Genomic DNA, 17,034 nt, shown 5'->3' on the forward strand with positions numbered 1-17,034 from the left:
GTTATATTTGACTAAGAGTAACCCCTTAACAATGTCCCCTCAATGAAAAGAGTAATAATATTACTATTCTTAATGCTTGGTACGACTTCACTAAGCTATTCTCAAGAATTAAAAACACTAGTTTCTGGTAAATGGTTTGTAGATTCAATGAAAATTGGAGACGAAAAATTTGAATTTTCTGATGGTAAGAATTGGTTAGAGTTAAGTCCAGATGGGAGATATCAGGTGATGATGAGTAATAAGGAAGAAAGCGGGACTTGGAAATTAATAGCGGGAGCAAAGGAACTTGAGTTTGATAATGAAAGCTTTGAAGAAAATTTAAAAATTGAAAAAATTAGCGAAACAATGTTATTAGTTTCAGCAAGAAATAAAGAAACCATCTATACTATGTGGTTAAAAAAATAAACTATCATTCATAGTTTGTTTTTTAACGACCGAGGTAAGGGATTGCCTCGGTTTTTTTATTTTTATTAGGCGTTATTTTACATATACTACTCATAAATCTTTTCCTTAAATTAGCGTCAAAAAATAAAATTAAATGAAGGCAGTACTTACACCTATGCTATTGCTATTTACAGCAATAATAACAAATGCACAATCTAAATTACCTTACTACGAAATACCAAAAGAATCCAAAGAATTTACTACAGGATCTGTAATTAGTAGAATGATAGATGGATTAGGTTTTCGCTATTATTGGGCAACCGAAGGTTTAACAGAAAGGGATTTAGAATATAAACCAAGTGCAGAAGCAAAAACTACAGGAGAAACAATAGATCATGTGTTAAGTTTATCGCAAGTAATTAAAAATGCAGCGTTAAAAGTTCCTCATAAAGAAGCAAAGTCAGGAATGACATTTGTTGAAAAACGAAAAACAACCTTAGAAAACTTAAAGCAAGCCAGTGATATTCTAAGAGAAAGTGATGATGTGTCACAATTCAAAATAATCTTTGGAGAAAAAGAGTTTCCATTATGGAATGCAATTAATGGTCCAATAGCAGATGCTATTTGGCATGCAGGTCAGTTAGCTTCATTCAGAAGAGCATCAGGAAATCCAATCAATTCGAAAATAAATCATTTTACAGGTACCGTTAGAAAATAATTTAATGACAGTTCAGGAGAAGATACAACAATTAAGAGAAGAGTTACACAAACATAATCATAGTTATTACGTGTTGGATGCACCAACTATTTCCGATTATGAGTTTGATATTAAGTTAAAAGAGCTTCAACAACTAGAAGACGAAAATCCAGAATATTTTGATCCAAATTCACCAACGCAACGAGTAGGAGGAGAAGTTACTAAAAACTTTGAAACCGTTACTCACAAGCATAGAATGTATTCATTAGACAATTCGTACTCTAAAGAAGACCTGTTAGATTGGGAAAAGCGTGTTCAAAAAAATTTAGGAACCGATGAAGTTGAATATACGTGTGAGTTAAAATACGATGGAGCTTCAATAAACCTTACTTATGAGAATGGTGAGTTTGTAAAAGCAGTTACTCGTGGAGATGGTTTTCAAGGAGATAATGTAACAACCAATATTCGTACAATAAAATCCATTCCACTATTGCCAAATAGTGATTTTGTGAGAGATTTTGAAATGCGAGGAGAAATCATTTTACCGTTAGACGGATTTAATAAAATGAATGAAGAACGTATTGCGAATGATGAAGAACCATATCGAAACCCGCGTAATACAGCTAGTGGGAGCTTGAAGTTGCAAGATAGTGCAGAAGTAGCAAAACGACCACTTGATTGCTTATTGTATCAGTTAGTAACTAGAGAACGTAAATATGCTTCGCATTTTGAAAGTTTAGAAGCTGCCAGAAAAGTTGGGTTTAAAATTCCAGACACCATTGTTTTAGCTAAGTCGATTGAGGAGGTGTTAGATTTTGTAAACGAGTGGGATGTTAAACGTCATACGTTACCTTACGAAACGGATGGAGTAGTGGTAAAAGTAAATTCGTTTCAGCAACAAGACGAACTAGGATATACTTCAAAAGCACCTCGTTGGGCAATTGCTTATAAATTTAAAGCGGAACAAGTTTCTACAGTATTAAATGAAATCACGTATCAAGTAGGTAGAACTGGAGCAATTACACCGGTAGCAAACTTAGAACCTGTACAATTAGCTGGAACGATTGTAAAAAGAGCATCATTACATAACGCAGACCAAATAGCAAAGTTAGATGTACGAGTAGGAGACACTGTTTTTGTAGAAAAAGGAGGAGAAATTATTCCGAAGATAGTAGGTGTTGATTTAACAAAACGACCAGAAGATTCTGTTCCTACACAATATGCAATTAACTGTCCTGAATGTCATACAGAGTTGGTAAGAACTGAAGGAGACGCAAAACATTATTGCCCAAATGAATTTGGATGTGCACCGCAAATTACAGGTAGAATCAAGCATTTTATTAGTAGAAAAGCCATGGATATTGATGGTTTAGGAGGAGAAACTGTTGATTTATTGCGTAAAGAAGGGTTGATTAAAAACTATGCGGATTTATATGACTTAACGGTAGAACAAGTTATTCCGTTAGAAAGAATGGCAGAAAAGTCAGCGCAAAACATGATTGAAGGAATTGAAAAGTCAAAAGAAATTCCGTTTGAAAAAGTGTTGTTTGCACTAGGAATCCGTTTTGTAGGTGAAACTGTAGCAAAAAAACTAGCAAAACATTTTAAGTCAATCGATAATTTAATGAATGCTGATTTTGAAACACTAATTGCGGTTGACGAAATTGGAGATAGAATAGCACAAAGTATTATTGATTTTTCGAACGATTTAGGGAATATTGAATTGGTAAACCGATTAAAATTACATGGAGTTCAACTAGAAGTTTCAGCAGAAAGTTTAGAAGGGCAGACTGATAAGTTGGCAGGGAAAGTCTTTGTAGTTTCAGGAGTTTTTCATCAAATGAGTAGAAGCGAACTCAAAAAAGCGATTGAAGACAACGGAGGAAAAGTGTCGAGTTCAATTTCTAAAAAAACTACCTATATTGTAGCAGGTGATAATATGGGACCAAGTAAACTTACCAAAGCAGAAAGTTTAGGAATTCCAATTATCTCGGAACAAGATTTTATTGATATGATAGCCTAATTTTTAATTAAAAAGGAAAACATGACCAAACAAACTAAAATAATTCTAGCTTCCATCGTTTTTTTATTGATTGCTATTGCTGACGTATATGCAGTAATAACACAAACAAAAAACATAGAAATGATTTTTAAACCTTTACTAATGACATCACTAGCGGTAGTGTATTTGGTATCGGTAAATAAGCCTAGTTTCTGGTTGTTATCAGCCTTGTTTTTTTCGTTTTGGGGTGATGTTTTCCTGCTAGATAAAACAAGCTTTTTTGTGTTTGGTTTAGCTTCGTTTTTGGTAGCACATGTTGTTTATATTAAAATAACGACAAGCTTTTTGTATAAAGACTCAGTAGTTAAAATACTAACGTCAGCAATTCCTTTTGTATTGTTATTTGTGGGGCTCTTAGGTTTAATTTATAATAATTTAGGTGAGATGTTACTACCTGTATTGGTGTATGGAATAGCTATTTCAACATTTGGAACAGCGGCATTACTAAATTATCGTCAGCAAAAAAACACAGCTAATTCATGGTTGTTATTAGGAGCTATTTTGTTTATCGCTTCTGATAGCCTTATAGCATTAAATAACTTTTATACACCTAAAAAGTTGTTTGATATTGCTATAATCATCCTGTATATCGTTTCTCAATACTTAATTGTTAAAGCAATCATAGCTAAAGAAAATTAAAAACTACTGACATAGGGTTGACATAATGAGGTTTTATTTTTGTTGAAAATAAAAAAAACAAAAGATGAGTACAGGACAAAATAAACCGTTTTACGTGGTAGGAATTTCAGTAAGAACTACTAACGAGAATCAACAAGCTGCAAAAGACATACCTGCTTTATGGCAGCGATTTATGTCAGAAAATATAGCTGAACAAATACCCAATAAACTTTCAAATGAAGTATACGCTGTGTATACGGATTATGAATCAGATTATACCAAGCCATACACAACAATCATCGGTTGTAAGGTAAGTGAAATAGGTAATATCCCAGAAGGGTTTATGAGTAAAAAAATAGAAGCACCAAACTATAAAACATATGTAGCAAAAGGAAGCTTAACTGAGAATATTGTCTATAACAAATGGTTAGAAATTTGGAATGAAGATATAAATAGAGCTTATACTTCAGATTATGAGGTATATGGAGTAAAAGCATCAGACCCAACAAATACAGAAGTAGAAATATTTATAGGAGTAAATTAACTAAAAGGGCAGTTTTAAAACTGCTCTTTCTAATTTAAATCAATTTTTATCTCCAACAAAAGGTATATTTTTTCTATTAAAAATCAATAGAATCACTCCAGAGATAAAGGTTACGATAGCACTTATAAACAAAGTACCACCGTCTTCGTTATGTTCAATACCTAAAATAGTTAAGTGGCTCATAATTGCTCCACCCATTAAACCAATAGTTAGCAAGGCACCTAGCCAAGTTTTTTTAGGGATAAATAAAAGTATAGAAGCAATTAATTCAAAAACACCTGTACCTATTCGCATATAAGCTTCATTATCTCCAGCTATTTTAGTGAATAAATTAATACTTTCTTGAGCTCCAGTAAATTTAAAAAACAGTGTTTGAAGCATTATAAAGGCAGCTGTCAACTTTAAAAATAAAAGAATATACTTTTTCATGATTAATTAAATCTACTTGATTAGACGTTACAATTTTTAATGCTTACATGAACTAATAATAATAGTTTTGAGAGGTTGTAAATGGAGTTGCTATATAAGGAGAGAAATTAGTTTTTGTAATTTATTCTTGTTTAGTGTGTTAAATACATTTCTTTTAAATGTTTCTCTTAATGTTTGATCCATAGTTTATTTTTTATGGTAAAAAGTGTAGTTTTGCTCTCCCAAAAAAGGAAATTGCTAATTAATCACACTTATTTTTTATGAAAAAAATTACATTAAGCATTTTTATAATGCTGTTTTGTGTATGGGGGTATGCACAAGAAATTCCTAGCATTATACCACCCACACCAGAGGCTATTTCACTAGCCAAATTCTCTGAAATTCCTGTAAGTAAGTATACAGGAACAGCAAATATTTCTGTTCCTATTTTTACTATTCAAGAACGAGGAATTACTGTCCCCATAGAATTGAATTATCATACAAGAGGTATTAAAATAGGAGAAGTAGCTTCAAGAGTAGGATTAGGCTGGGCTTTAAGCCATGGGGGAGCAATTTCAAGACAGATTAGAGGGGAGGCAGATGAGGCTCCATACGGCTATTTTGATAATATGGATGATTTCAAAGATTTTCTAATAAATAAATTAAAAAGAGAGAAGATGGTGAGTTCGATGTCCGTTGGACATCCTTATGATTATACACCTGATAAATTTATGATTAGTACTAGTTCAGGAGTTAATGGAAGTTTTATTTATGACTATAATGATGGACAACCATTATTACAAAAGTTTGCAGATGTTAAAATAGAAACTATTTATAAAACTCCTGATATAAATACTCAATTTAATTTATTAGGTTTTAAGGTGACTGATTCAAATGGAACAATTTTTTATTTTGGGATATCTAAAGATAAAAAACGTATAGCTATTTCATATGATAGAGTAGTGAAGAGTGAAAATTATCTTAATGGTTCATTAACTATAGAAGAAGAAGGTATTGATTTTTATCCTAGTGCTTGGCAATTAATGGAGATTCATACTCCTGAAGGAGGAAAAGTGGAATATATATACCCTAATGAACCCGAAGAATCTACTTTTTATAGAAAAGGGCCAGATAAAGTAGTAACAAATGGAGTTCGTAGTAGCTTTAGTAAGATGAAGAGTATTCAATATCATGTAAAAGAAATTAGGTTTAGTTCGGGGAGTTTACATTTTATACCTAATACAACAGAAAGAGAAGACCTTGTAGGAGGGTTTAACCTAAAAAACATCTTATTAACTAATAATGTGGGTAAGGTTATCAAACGATTTGACTTATCTCATGCTTACACACTTGGAACGACTAATAATCAACTTGAGTTATTGGATCAGTTGGATCCAAAGTCGAAGAAGCGTATGTTTTTAACTAAATTAACAGAGGTAAATTTAGAGGGAGGAAAAAGCATTCCTTTGTATGAATTTGAATATAATTCTGGTGTTTTACCTAGTAGATTTTCAACTTCACAAGATGGATGGGGGTATTATAACGGAGCTAACAATGGGAGATTTTTAACTTTTTTTAATGAGAATAATACTGCGGATGATAGAAAAGTTAACTCATCGTTTTTATCTGCAGGGATGTTAAAGAAAATTAAATATCCAACAGGAGGAAGTCAAGTATTAGTATTTGAAGATAATATTGTTAAAACTAGTTATGTAAGTAAGTCAATTGTTACTTCTCCTCTTAAGGAAACAGTTACAGTTAGTAAACAGATAACAAAAAAAGATTTTGTATTTGATGAGGTAGGGGGATATAGAATTTTGAAGGTTGAAATTCCAGCTCCTAATACTCAATTTGAATTTCATTGTAAACATCTTGTTATAGACACAGGTATGAATGTAGACTGTGATAAAGACCCAGGACTTTGTGAAAGTATAGAAGATAATAAAATACCAGATTGCATCTTTGGTTTAGGGATTAGTAGTGATGGAATATCTATAACGGGGAGGGTATTTCCTGGAGATAAGTTTACAAGGAATGCTGGATACATTTATTTTAAACCATTTCCTCTACCAGGAAATACGGATGAAAATGATGAGCCTCTTTTTCTGAAAGATCAGTATGATTTTGCAATAGAAATGAGATATGAAGAAGTAAAAGAAGATGGAGGAGGTGATAGTGAGACTTATGGAGGAGGTAAACGCATAAAAAGAATAGAAATGTATGACAAAGAAAATTCGCTAGCATCGTTTAAAGAATATTCTTATAAAAATGAAAATGGAATTTCTACAGGCGAACTTCTAGGCCTTCCTGGGTATGTACAAAAGTCAAATGATAATAGAGAGGGACTTCCTTTTTTAATGTTATTTCAACACGGAAATATGCCAGGGAGCCCATTAAGCACAGACCAAGGAAATAGCGTAGGCTATTCTTTAGTAACAGAGTATTTAGGAAGTAAAACAAATAATACAGGTAAAGTTGAATACGAATACCTCGTAACTGGGGATACAGGAAGTGGGTATAACTATCCATATAACATACCTAATAATCATGAATGGTTGAGAGGAGCTAATTTAGAGACTAGATTTTTTGAGAAAAATGGTAGGCTTATAAAAAAAATAGAAAAAGAGTTTTTGTATGCTAATAATCAAGAAGGTTATGATTCTTATGCGACTTTCTATTCTGCTCAAACATATTTACCGCTTAAAGATAATCTAAACATTGATACTTATCAATATGTGAAAAACTCAACACTCTTTAGACTTCCAATGTTTGAGGTTCTTTTAGCAAGAGATTTAAGGAAGTTAATAATTACAGAAGATTTTTTAATACCAAGCGTACAGGATGAACTTAATAAAAAATGGGATAACGGAGATTATGTAGTTCCAGATGAAGCTTATTATTATAAGGCATTTCAATTAACAGGAGGAACCTCTGATTTGTATAAAACTATTGAAACCAGCTATTTTGATTCAGGAAGCACGGAGACTATTACTAATTATTTCTATAATTACGATAAACATTACCAATTAAGTAAGAAAAAACAAACAAAAAGTAACGGGGATATTATTATTAACGAAACAATTTATCCACAAGATATTGTAAGTCGAACTACACCTGAACAAGAATTGGTAACCACTCATAGGTATATACCCATAGAAACATTAACCTATCAAGATTATAACAAAAACGGAATAACTGAATCTGATGAACTCCTTTTTCATCAAAAAACAGTGTACGGTGATTTTGATGGGGTGAATTTACCTAATAAGATTCAAGCTTTTAAAGGTGCACAAACATTAAAAGATCGAGTTATATATCATTCTTATGGCTCTAAAGGAAATCCGACAGAAGTAAGTAGGAAAGATGGAGTGCATATTGTTTATATTTGGGGGTATAACAAAACTCGACCTATAGCTAAAATTGAGAATGCTACATTATCAGATATTCCTAGTGCCATAATATCTGAAATAGAGAGCGCTTCTAATCAAGATATTGATGTAACTACAGAAGATAGTCTAAGAGTATCGTTAGATAAGTTAAGAAATCATAATTTTTGTCCATTATTATCTGACGCTCAAGTAACCACTTTTACTTACAATCCATTAGTTGGAGTAACAAGTACTACTGACCCTCGAGGACAAACTATATACTATGAATATGATGATTTTAACCGATTAGAATTCATAAAAGATGCCGACGGAAATCTTTTAAAAGAACATAAGTACAACTACAAAAACTAATTTTTGCTATGAAAAAAAACTTATTACTAATAATTGTTTCTCTTTTTTTTTCTGGGATTCTTTTTTCTCAAACAATACCGACTCCAATAGGTACAGATGAGGATAGTATATGGTATCGAGATGCTGATGGGGATGGACTAGGAAATCCTTTAATAACATATAGAAGTGCAACTCGTCCTAATGGGTTTGTTTTTAATAACTTAGATTGTGATGATAGTGATCCCAATGCTACGTCAGAACAAGTTTGGTATAAAGATAATGATGGAGATGGGGTAGGAAATCCAAATAATAAAATTTATAGTTGTAGGAAACCAACAGGTTATACTTCTAAAGGAGGAGATTGTAATGATAGTAATCCTTCACTTCCTAGATATTATTATAGAGATAATGATGGAGATGGTTATGGGAGCAAAACTAACAAAGTTCTTGACTGTTCAGTTCCTTTAGGGTATGTGAGTAATTTTAGTGACTGTAATGACTCAGATGCAAGTCTTCCAAAATATTGGTATAGAGATGCCGATAATGATGGCTTTGGTGATGGTGGCGAGAGAGTTTTAGCTTGTGAGAAACCTTTTTTTACAGACCCTCTCGGAGAGCCATTTTATTATTCTGAAAAAAAAGGTGATTGTAATGATAACAATCCTAATATTAAACCTGGAGCTCTTGAAATATGTGATGGAGTTGATAACAATTGTGATGGACAAATTGATGAAACCAAACCAGATACTCCTGACACTCCATCTATTAAAAAAAACTGTGGTAATACAGTACTAACAAGAGGTATTCCTCCTATTGGAATCACTTGGTATTGGCAAAGTAGTAGTTCTGGAACTAGTATCTCTAATTCAAATATCAGTATCACCAGAACTAGCGGAACAACTTATTATCTTAGAGCATACAATACCTCTACAAAATGCTGGAGTGATGTAAAGACTATTAGTTATACTATAAACATTCCTTCTATTTGGTATGCGGATCAAGATGGAGATGGTTATGGTGATGCTAATAATACAATTAGCACTTGTGAAACCCCTAGTGGATATGTGAGCAACAATAATGATTATGATGATAGCACTACAAACATCACAAATATCGCACCGCAAACATTTTACTTAGATGCCGATAATGATGGGTTTGGAGATCCAAACAATAGCGTGTATTACAGCGTTAAACCTGCAGGATACACCACTAATAATGATGATTATGACGATAGTACCGTAAATATTACCAATATTGCGCCACAAACATTTTACTTAGATGCTGATGGAGATGGATTTGGAGACCCAAACAATAGTGTATATTACAGCGTTAAGCCTGCAGGATATGTTACTAACAATACTGATAATTGTCCAAATGAAGCAGGTACCAACAATGGTTGTAGCTACACACCTCCAGTATTTAGTAACGAAAACTATGTGTTTACTAGAGCGTATAAAGAACCCATGACAAACCCTACTGGAATAATGCAAAATAAAGATGTACTAGAAAGTATAACTTATTTTGATGGTTTAGGAAGAGCTAAACAAAGTATAGCAATACAAGCAGGTGGTATTTTAACGAATAATGAAGAGCCTAAAGATATTGTTACTCATGTAGAATACGATGAATTTGGACGCCAAACTAAAGAATACCTCCCCTATGCTGTTGAAAGTGCTAATGGAACAATTATAACAGGTGATGTTGCATCGGCTACAAAAAGTTTTTATCAAGTAAATTATAGTGATGATTTTACAGGCGTAAACTTACCTGATATAAATGCTTATTCAGAAAAGCAGTTTGATGGTTCACCTCTTAATAGAGTACTAAAACAAGCAGCTCCAGGAAAAGATTGGAAATTAGGGAACGGACACGAAATTGAGTTTGTATATGATACTAATATTGCTACTGAGGTTAAAAATTACTATGTAACTACCTCTTTTGCTGATAACACCTATACTCCTACTCTAGAACTTAGCACAGTGAATAATGGAAATTTTATAGCAGGAGAGTTGTATAAAACAGTTACTAAAGATGAGAATCATAATGGTAGCTCAAGTAAATTGCACACCACAGAAGAGTTTAAGAACAAACAAGGACAAGTAATTTTAAAAAGAACCTATGCTTTAGTAGAAGGAGTTGAAACAGCTCACGATACCTACTATGTATATGATGATTTTGGAAATTTAACTTATGTATTGCCTCCAATGATGGATGCTTCAACAAATATTTTGGCTGTAATAAAATCTAAACTGGATAATTTAGGCTATCAATATGTATACGATAACAAAAACCGACTCGTAGAAAAGAAAATACCAGGTAAAGGTTGGGAATATATTGTTTATGATAAATTAGATAGGCCTGTACTTACTCAAGATGCTCTGATGAGAAAATCAAATAACTTAGATTTAAGCTATGATAGATGGTTAATTACAAAGTATGATATCTTAGGAAGAGTGGCTTATACAGGCTATACAGAAAATAACGGTACTAGACCTTATTTACAAAATATGGTTATTACAGGAAACTACACTCAATTTGAGACAATAACCTCAAAACAAACTTATGGAGGAGCGGATATTTATTATACAAAATCTGCTATCCCTAATGCGGTTACAGGTGTTTATACCATCAACTACTATGATACGTATATTGATTTACCAGATGGTTTAGGACAAACAGTAACTACCAGTTACGGAATAACCTCCACTAGTCGAACTAAAGGTTTAGCAACGGTGTCTAAAGTCAGAGTTTTAGGCACAAACAACTGGATCACTGCAGTTACCTATTACAACAAAAAAGCTAGACCTATTTATGTGTATTCTAAAAACGATGAATTAGGTACTATAGACATTGTAGAAAGTAAACTAGATTTTTCTGGTAAAGTATTAGAAACCAAAACTACACATATTAAAGAAACTAATGCTCCAATTGTAACCGTAGACCGATTTGAATACGATCATATGGATAGGCTAATTAGTCAAACCCAACAAATCAACAACCAAACCTCTGAAAGAATTGTAAAAAACAATTACGATGAGTTAGGGCAGTTAGAGGCAAAACTTACAGGTAACGGAACAAAAGATGGGTATAAAGATGTAACTAGTGGCATTAATATCAGTAATAATACCATAACAAAAACAGGAACTAATGGATGGAACGAAGGATTAGCTACCTTAGGAAGTTTTGCTAATGATGGATATGTAGAATTTATCCCTCTAACAAATAACAAATCTTTTATTATTGGTCTTTCAGATCAAAATATAAATTCTAGTCACGATACTATGGATTTTGGTATCTATATTTACACTGATTCAAGTATCAGGATTAAAGAAGCTCCTGAAACTTCTTTCTCGGCAAACGAATCTTACAGCATTGGTGATGTTTTAAGAGTTGAAAGGGTTGGTAGTAAAATACATTACAAAAAGAACGGAAGAACATTTTACACCTCTTCAAAATCTTCATCTGGAAATTTATTAGGAGATATTACTATGTATAGTAATGGGGGACAAATCAAAAACCTAAAAATTGTAGACAATAGTAAAGGTTTACAAAAAGTAGATTATGCGTATAATGTTCGCGGTTGGTTAAAAAACATCAACGAAGATGGTAAAAATGATAAGGATTTGTTTAATTTTAGTATCAACTACAACAACCCTCAAAATGGTGCTACGCCCCTATATAATGGGAATATAAGTGAAACTTCTTGGAATACCTTAAACACCGATACTAGTACGAGGTCTTACTCGTATGAATTTGATGCATTAAATAGATTAGTCAGTGCTGTAGGAACACCAAACTCAAATTACAATCTTTCGGGAATTACCTACGATAAGAATGGAAATATCTTAACACTTGCAAGAAATGGGCACTTGAACAGTGGAGCAACAAGTTTTGGTGTAATGGATAATCTAGTGTATAGTTACGACAATGGTAATAAACTCCTAAGAGTTGCAGATACTGGAAATAAAACGTACGGTTTTAAAGATGGTATCAATACAGGTAACGATTATACCTACGATGTCAATGGGAATATGAAAACGGATGCTAACAAGGGGATTACTTCAATTACGTACAATCATTTAAACTTACCTGTAAATGTAACCTTAGCAGGAGGTACTATTAAGTATACTTATGATGCTTTTGGTACTAAGTTAAAAAAGGTAGCTGATGGTACTACTACCGATTATGCTGGAAACTTTATTTATGAAAATGGAGCATTGCAGTTTTTGAGTCATCCAGAAGGATATGTAAAAAATGATGATGGTACCTTTAACTATGTATACCAATACAAAGACCATTTAGGGAATGTAAAATTATCATACATAGATAACAACAATGATGGCGTAATTACTCCTAGTACTGAGATTATAGAAGAAAATAATTACTATCCTTTTGGTTTAAAACATAAAGGGTATAATGGTAATATTTCATCAATTGGAAATAGTGTTGCTCAGAAGTTTGGTTTTGGAGGGAAAGAACTAAACCAAGAACTTGGATTGGAGTGGATGGATTTTGGAGCAAGAAACTATGATGCTGCCTTAGGTAGATGGATGAGTTTAGACCCGCTTGCTGAGAAAATGAGAAGTTATTCCCCATTTAATTATGCTTTTAATAATCCAATATTCTTTATTGACCCAGATGGAATGGCTCCAAAAGGCCCTGGAGACCCTGTAACTCATCAAATAAAAAAAGGAGAAACTTTATCTGATATTTCAAAAAGATACGGTGTTACAATGAGTGATTTACAAAGATTGAACCATATAAAAGAGATAGACAAAATCTATGCGGGTCAGTACTTAAAAGTAAATCCAGAAATGGATTTTACAGATAACCCATATGGTGGTTATAGAAACCCTAATAATAGTGTAGGGAATGTTGTGAACCTTGATGATATTTATAAGGTAGGATCTGATTTTGTTTTTGGGAAAGGAAATGAAAATACAGTTATCGCTGGTGGGAAAGCACTTGATGATATAAAAAAATGGGCACCAGTTGAAGAAAGAATATGGAATGGTATATATGATATATTTAGAGATGGTAAAGTTGAACCAGGGGAAAGATATGTATATTCTTACTCTCCAGGAAACATTAAAAATTGGCTAAAAAATAATTGGAATAAACCAAGTAATTGGAATAGTCCAGTGCATGTCATTGGTAGCATGTCAATATCTGTCAGAGTCAATGCAGATGGGGAGTCTATAACTATTTCTGTTTATGACTCAAAAACCTTAAAATCATTATCGGACAATAAGGTTAGTGGTAAAAATAATAAAATAAGAACTAATGATGGTTCAAGTAATTCATTAAAAAACACTTATCAAAGATATATGTGGAGTAGAAGTTTACCTTCAAAAAAGCATACAGCAGTATGGCAATATTTATCAAACATCGGGAGAGAAAATAATTAACTAAAAAAATGAGAAAAATAATAGTTTTAATAATAATAATATCTATACAATCATGTGGATGGTTAGATGAAAAATGGGATAAACAAAATTTAATAGATCATTTTAAATTAATAAATGATGTTAATAATAAAGAAGCAGGAACAAGGCTAGTTTTAATGGACCTTGATGGATATGGTTATAAGCCTCTTATTGATAACTGTATAACTGTTTATTGCGACACTACAAAAATATTAGTTGAATCAGTTAATTTCAAAAATGATACTCTTTATACAAAAGTTTTAGTGTCTACTAAAAACTTAAAATCAATTCCTAAGACTAGTTATTTAAATGAAATAAGACTATGTGATGATTGTAGAGTTGTAAAAACAAAGGGATTGAATTAAATGATAATATAATAAACTAGGGTATATTTGAAAATACGATTATAAACGATTAAAAAGAGCCACGCTCTAGGTTTAAAACGTGGTTTTAGTTTTTGTGTAGTATTCTTTTACATGTATTAAAAGCAAGTAAGAAGATGGACTTAGGTTCATCTTTTTTGTTCTTAGATATTAATACAATGATTTTACTAGAAAACAAGTAAAACCAAAACCGTTTATGCTTACATAAACTAAAAACAATATTTTTGTAAGTATGAAAAAAATAGCACTTGCTTTATCGATTGTAGGTTTGGTAGCTTGTAAGAAACAAGCCATTTCACTTAAGTTTTTAAATGAATATATAGTTAAAGATTCATTGCAAATTGATAGTACAGTTATTGGAGGAATTTCTGGAATTGATTATTACAATAACAATTACTATATGGTAGTGGATGATGCTACAAATCCAAGAATTTTAGTAGGAGATATTACTGTTAAAAATGATTCGATACAATCGGTAAACTTTGAAGATGTTATTATAGTCGATACTATAAGTCAGTTTACTAAAAGCAATGTATTAGATTTAGAGTCTATTTTTGTAGATAAGGGAACTATAAATTTAGTAAGTGAAGGATCTATTCAGTATAAAAAAGACCCAAGTATATTTGAAATAGACACAAAAGGAAACTTTAAACAAGAGGTAGAAATACCTAACTATTTCAAAGCAACATCTAAAGCGAAACCAAAACATAATGGTGTTTTTGAAAGTTCTTCAAAAAGTTTTGATGGAAAAGGTTTTTGGGTAGCAATGGAAGCTCCTTTAGAAGCAGATGGAGAAGAACCAACATTTCATGAAACACAATCTCCTATTAGAATAACGTATTTTGATAATGAATCAAAAAAAGCGACCAAACAATTCGCATATCAATTAGAGAAAATTGATAAACCAGCTAAAGGAAAAATAAATCTAAATGGAACTACTGCTATTTTAGAATATCAAAAAAATCATTTTTTTATAATTGAAAGAGCATATCAAAGTGGTTATGGGAGCCATGGAAATGTAGTTAGAATCTTTAAAGCAACTATAGATAATACTTCAACAAATACACTAGAAAAACAATCTTTGAAAAACGAAAAATATACACCGTTAAAAAAAGAGTTGCTATTTGATTTTAGCACTGTTGAAAATCAATTAACAGACGGAATTATAGACAATATTGAAGCAATTACTTTTGGTCCAATATTACAAAACGGAAACAAATCGTTAGTCTTAGCAGCTGATGATAACTTTCAGTTGTATGGAAAGCAGTTAAATCAATTTTTATTATTAGAAATTGATGAGAAATAATATAAATTAGCTATTCGTAATTTTTACAGATGATAAGTACCCTAAAGAAGAAATCTATTCAGAAAGCATACGACAAACTAGTTGTAAAAAAAGAGAATATTCCTCATAAAGAAACCAAAGTTAAAAGTGTAGCAATATTGCTAGATAATGAAGCTTTAGTAAATGTAGTAATAGCCAACTTAACAAACATTTTTCCTTTTCAAAAAACAGACATAAGAGTACTAGTTTGTAAAGAGTACTCAAAAAAGGAGGAACCCTCTCCAGAGTTTTTTACCGAAAAAGATTTTGGTTTCAAAGCGGGTTTAAAATCCGACAATTTAAAAGATTTCGTTAAAAACAAATATGACCTACTCATAAACTATACAAAAACGTCAAACTTATTAACGAATATGGTAACTTTGTTGTCACAAGCAGATTTTAAAGCAGGTTTTGCAGAAATTGACGATAGATTGTACGATATAGTAGTATCTGATGCTAGTTTTAACGAAGCTGTTTTAAATCAAGAATTAAAAAAATACCTAACGATTTTAAATAAAATATAATGCAAAAGTTTGTAGGAACTGGAGTAGCTTTAGTAACTCCTTTCAATGAAGATTTAAGTGTAGACTTCGAAGCACTTAAAAAGTTAGTAAATTACAATATTGAAAACGGTACAAACTATTTAGTAATAAATGGAACTACTGGAGAAAGTGCAACAATTACTAAAGAAGAAAAAGTTGAAATAATTAAAGTAATTGCTGAAGAAAATAAAGGACGTTTACCTTTAGTTTTAGGAGTTGGAGGAAACAATACACAAACAGTTGTTGAAGAATTACAATCTTTAGATCTATCGGAAATAGACGGAATTTTATCAGTAGCTCCATACTATAGCAAACCAACGCAAGAAGGATTCTATCAACATTACAAAGCAATTTCTTTAGCGAGTCCTAAGCCAATTATTATGTATAATGTTCCTGGTAGAACAGCAAAAAACATGGAGCCAGCAACAACGTTACGATTGGCAAGAGATTTTGAAAATATAGTTGCAGTAAAAGAAGCGGGAAACAACCAACAACAATATTATGAGTTGTTAAAAGATAAGCCTGAAGACTTTTTAGTGATTTCTGGTGATGATGATTTGGCTGTTGGAGTAACTTTAGCAGGTGGAGCAGGAGTTATTTCTGTAATAGGGCAAGCATTACCAAAAGAGTTTTCAAAAATGATTCAATTAGGGTTAGAAGGAAAAGCAAAAGAAGCTTACGAACTTCACTATAAACTAATGGATGTAGTAAGTCTAATTTTTGAAGAAAACAATCCAGCAGGAATTAAAGCGGTATTGCAAAAATTAGGAATTTGTTTAGATGAAGTACGTTTACCATTAGTAACAGCTTCAGAAGAACTACAAACAAAAATATCAGACTTTATAGATAATCTATAAGCTGTCTAAACAAAAATAAAGAATGCAGAAGGCTACAATTTCGTTATTGTAGTCTTTTTTTAGCATCTTT

Annotated in this window: 12 protein-coding genes; 11 read left to right on the forward strand and 1 reads right to left on the reverse strand. The window is 31.9% G+C overall.

Going from position 1 to position 17,034, the window contains the following annotated elements; translation table 11 throughout:
- The first annotated feature begins 42 nt into the window (after window positions 1-42).
- The 5 genes from ACKTTR_RS05760 (at window position 43) to ACKTTR_RS05780 (ending at window position 4,305) form a co-directional block, all read left to right on the forward strand.
- Window positions 43-405 (forward strand): hypothetical protein, encoded by a 363-nt coding sequence (locus ACKTTR_RS05760; protein ID WP_408026923.1) that lies wholly within the window; start codon window positions 43-45, stop codon window positions 403-405.
- A gap of 133 nt (window positions 406-538) precedes the next feature.
- Complete coding sequence (locus ACKTTR_RS05765; RefSeq protein ID WP_408026924.1) at window positions 539-1,102, forward strand: hypothetical protein; 564 nt, start codon at window positions 539-541, stop codon at window positions 1,100-1,102.
- A 4-nt stretch (window positions 1,103-1,106) separates the two neighbouring features.
- Entirely contained in the window at window positions 1,107-3,104 is a 1,998-nt protein-coding gene (gene ligA / locus ACKTTR_RS05770; protein WP_408026925.1) for an NAD-dependent DNA ligase LigA, read from the forward strand.
- A 21-nt stretch (window positions 3,105-3,125) separates the two neighbouring features.
- Window positions 3,126-3,782 (forward strand): lysoplasmalogenase, encoded by a 657-nt coding sequence (locus tag ACKTTR_RS05775; RefSeq protein WP_408026926.1) that lies wholly within the window; start codon window positions 3,126-3,128, stop codon window positions 3,780-3,782.
- 64 nt (window positions 3,783-3,846) lie between these two features.
- Window positions 3,847-4,305 (forward strand): GyrI-like domain-containing protein, encoded by a 459-nt coding sequence (locus tag ACKTTR_RS05780; RefSeq protein WP_408026927.1) that lies wholly within the window; start codon window positions 3,847-3,849, stop codon window positions 4,303-4,305.
- Between the two features lie 39 nt (window positions 4,306-4,344).
- Here the strand turns inward: ACKTTR_RS05780 and ACKTTR_RS05785 are convergent, their stop codons facing one another.
- The gene (locus tag ACKTTR_RS05785) at window positions 4,345-4,734 is read right to left on the reverse strand and encodes a DoxX family protein (protein WP_408026928.1); all 390 of its coding nucleotides are present in this window, start codon (window positions 4,732-4,734) and stop codon (window positions 4,345-4,347) included.
- Window positions 4,735-4,994: 260 nt separating this feature from the next.
- Here ACKTTR_RS05785 and ACKTTR_RS05790 point away from each other — a divergent pair, with 260 nt between their 5' ends.
- From ACKTTR_RS05790 to dapA, 6 genes are all read left to right on the forward strand, one after another.
- Window positions 4,995-8,453 carry an RHS repeat protein gene (locus ACKTTR_RS05790; RefSeq protein ID WP_408026929.1) on the forward strand — a complete coding sequence of 1,153 codons (3,459 nt, stop codon included), beginning with the start codon at window positions 4,995-4,997 and terminating at the stop codon, window positions 8,451-8,453.
- 8 nt (window positions 8,454-8,461) lie between these two features.
- Window positions 8,462-13,840 (forward strand): DUF6443 domain-containing protein, encoded by a 5,379-nt coding sequence (locus tag ACKTTR_RS05795; RefSeq protein WP_408026930.1) that lies wholly within the window; start codon window positions 8,462-8,464, stop codon window positions 13,838-13,840.
- Window positions 13,841-13,848: 8 nt separating this feature from the next.
- Window positions 13,849-14,223 (forward strand): hypothetical protein, encoded by a 375-nt coding sequence (locus tag ACKTTR_RS05800; RefSeq protein WP_408026931.1) that lies wholly within the window; start codon window positions 13,849-13,851, stop codon window positions 14,221-14,223.
- A 250-nt stretch (window positions 14,224-14,473) separates the two neighbouring features.
- A complete protein-coding gene (locus ACKTTR_RS05805; protein WP_408026932.1) occupies window positions 14,474-15,547 on the forward strand; it encodes an esterase-like activity of phytase family protein in 1,074 nt (357 codons plus the stop codon).
- A 29-nt stretch (window positions 15,548-15,576) separates the two neighbouring features.
- A complete protein-coding gene (locus tag ACKTTR_RS05810; RefSeq protein ID WP_408026933.1) occupies window positions 15,577-16,089 on the forward strand; it encodes a DUF6913 domain-containing protein in 513 nt (170 codons plus the stop codon).
- Entirely contained in the window at window positions 16,089-16,964 is an 876-nt protein-coding gene (gene dapA / locus ACKTTR_RS05815; protein WP_408026934.1) for a 4-hydroxy-tetrahydrodipicolinate synthase, read from the forward strand. The genes ACKTTR_RS05810 and dapA overlap by 1 nt, the downstream gene beginning before the upstream one ends.
- Window positions 16,965-17,034 lie beyond the last annotated feature (70 nt).

The organism is Tenacibaculum litoreum, from assembly GCF_964513915.1.
Classification (GTDB): Bacteria; Bacteroidota; Bacteroidia; order Flavobacteriales; family Flavobacteriaceae; genus Polaribacter; species Polaribacter litoreum.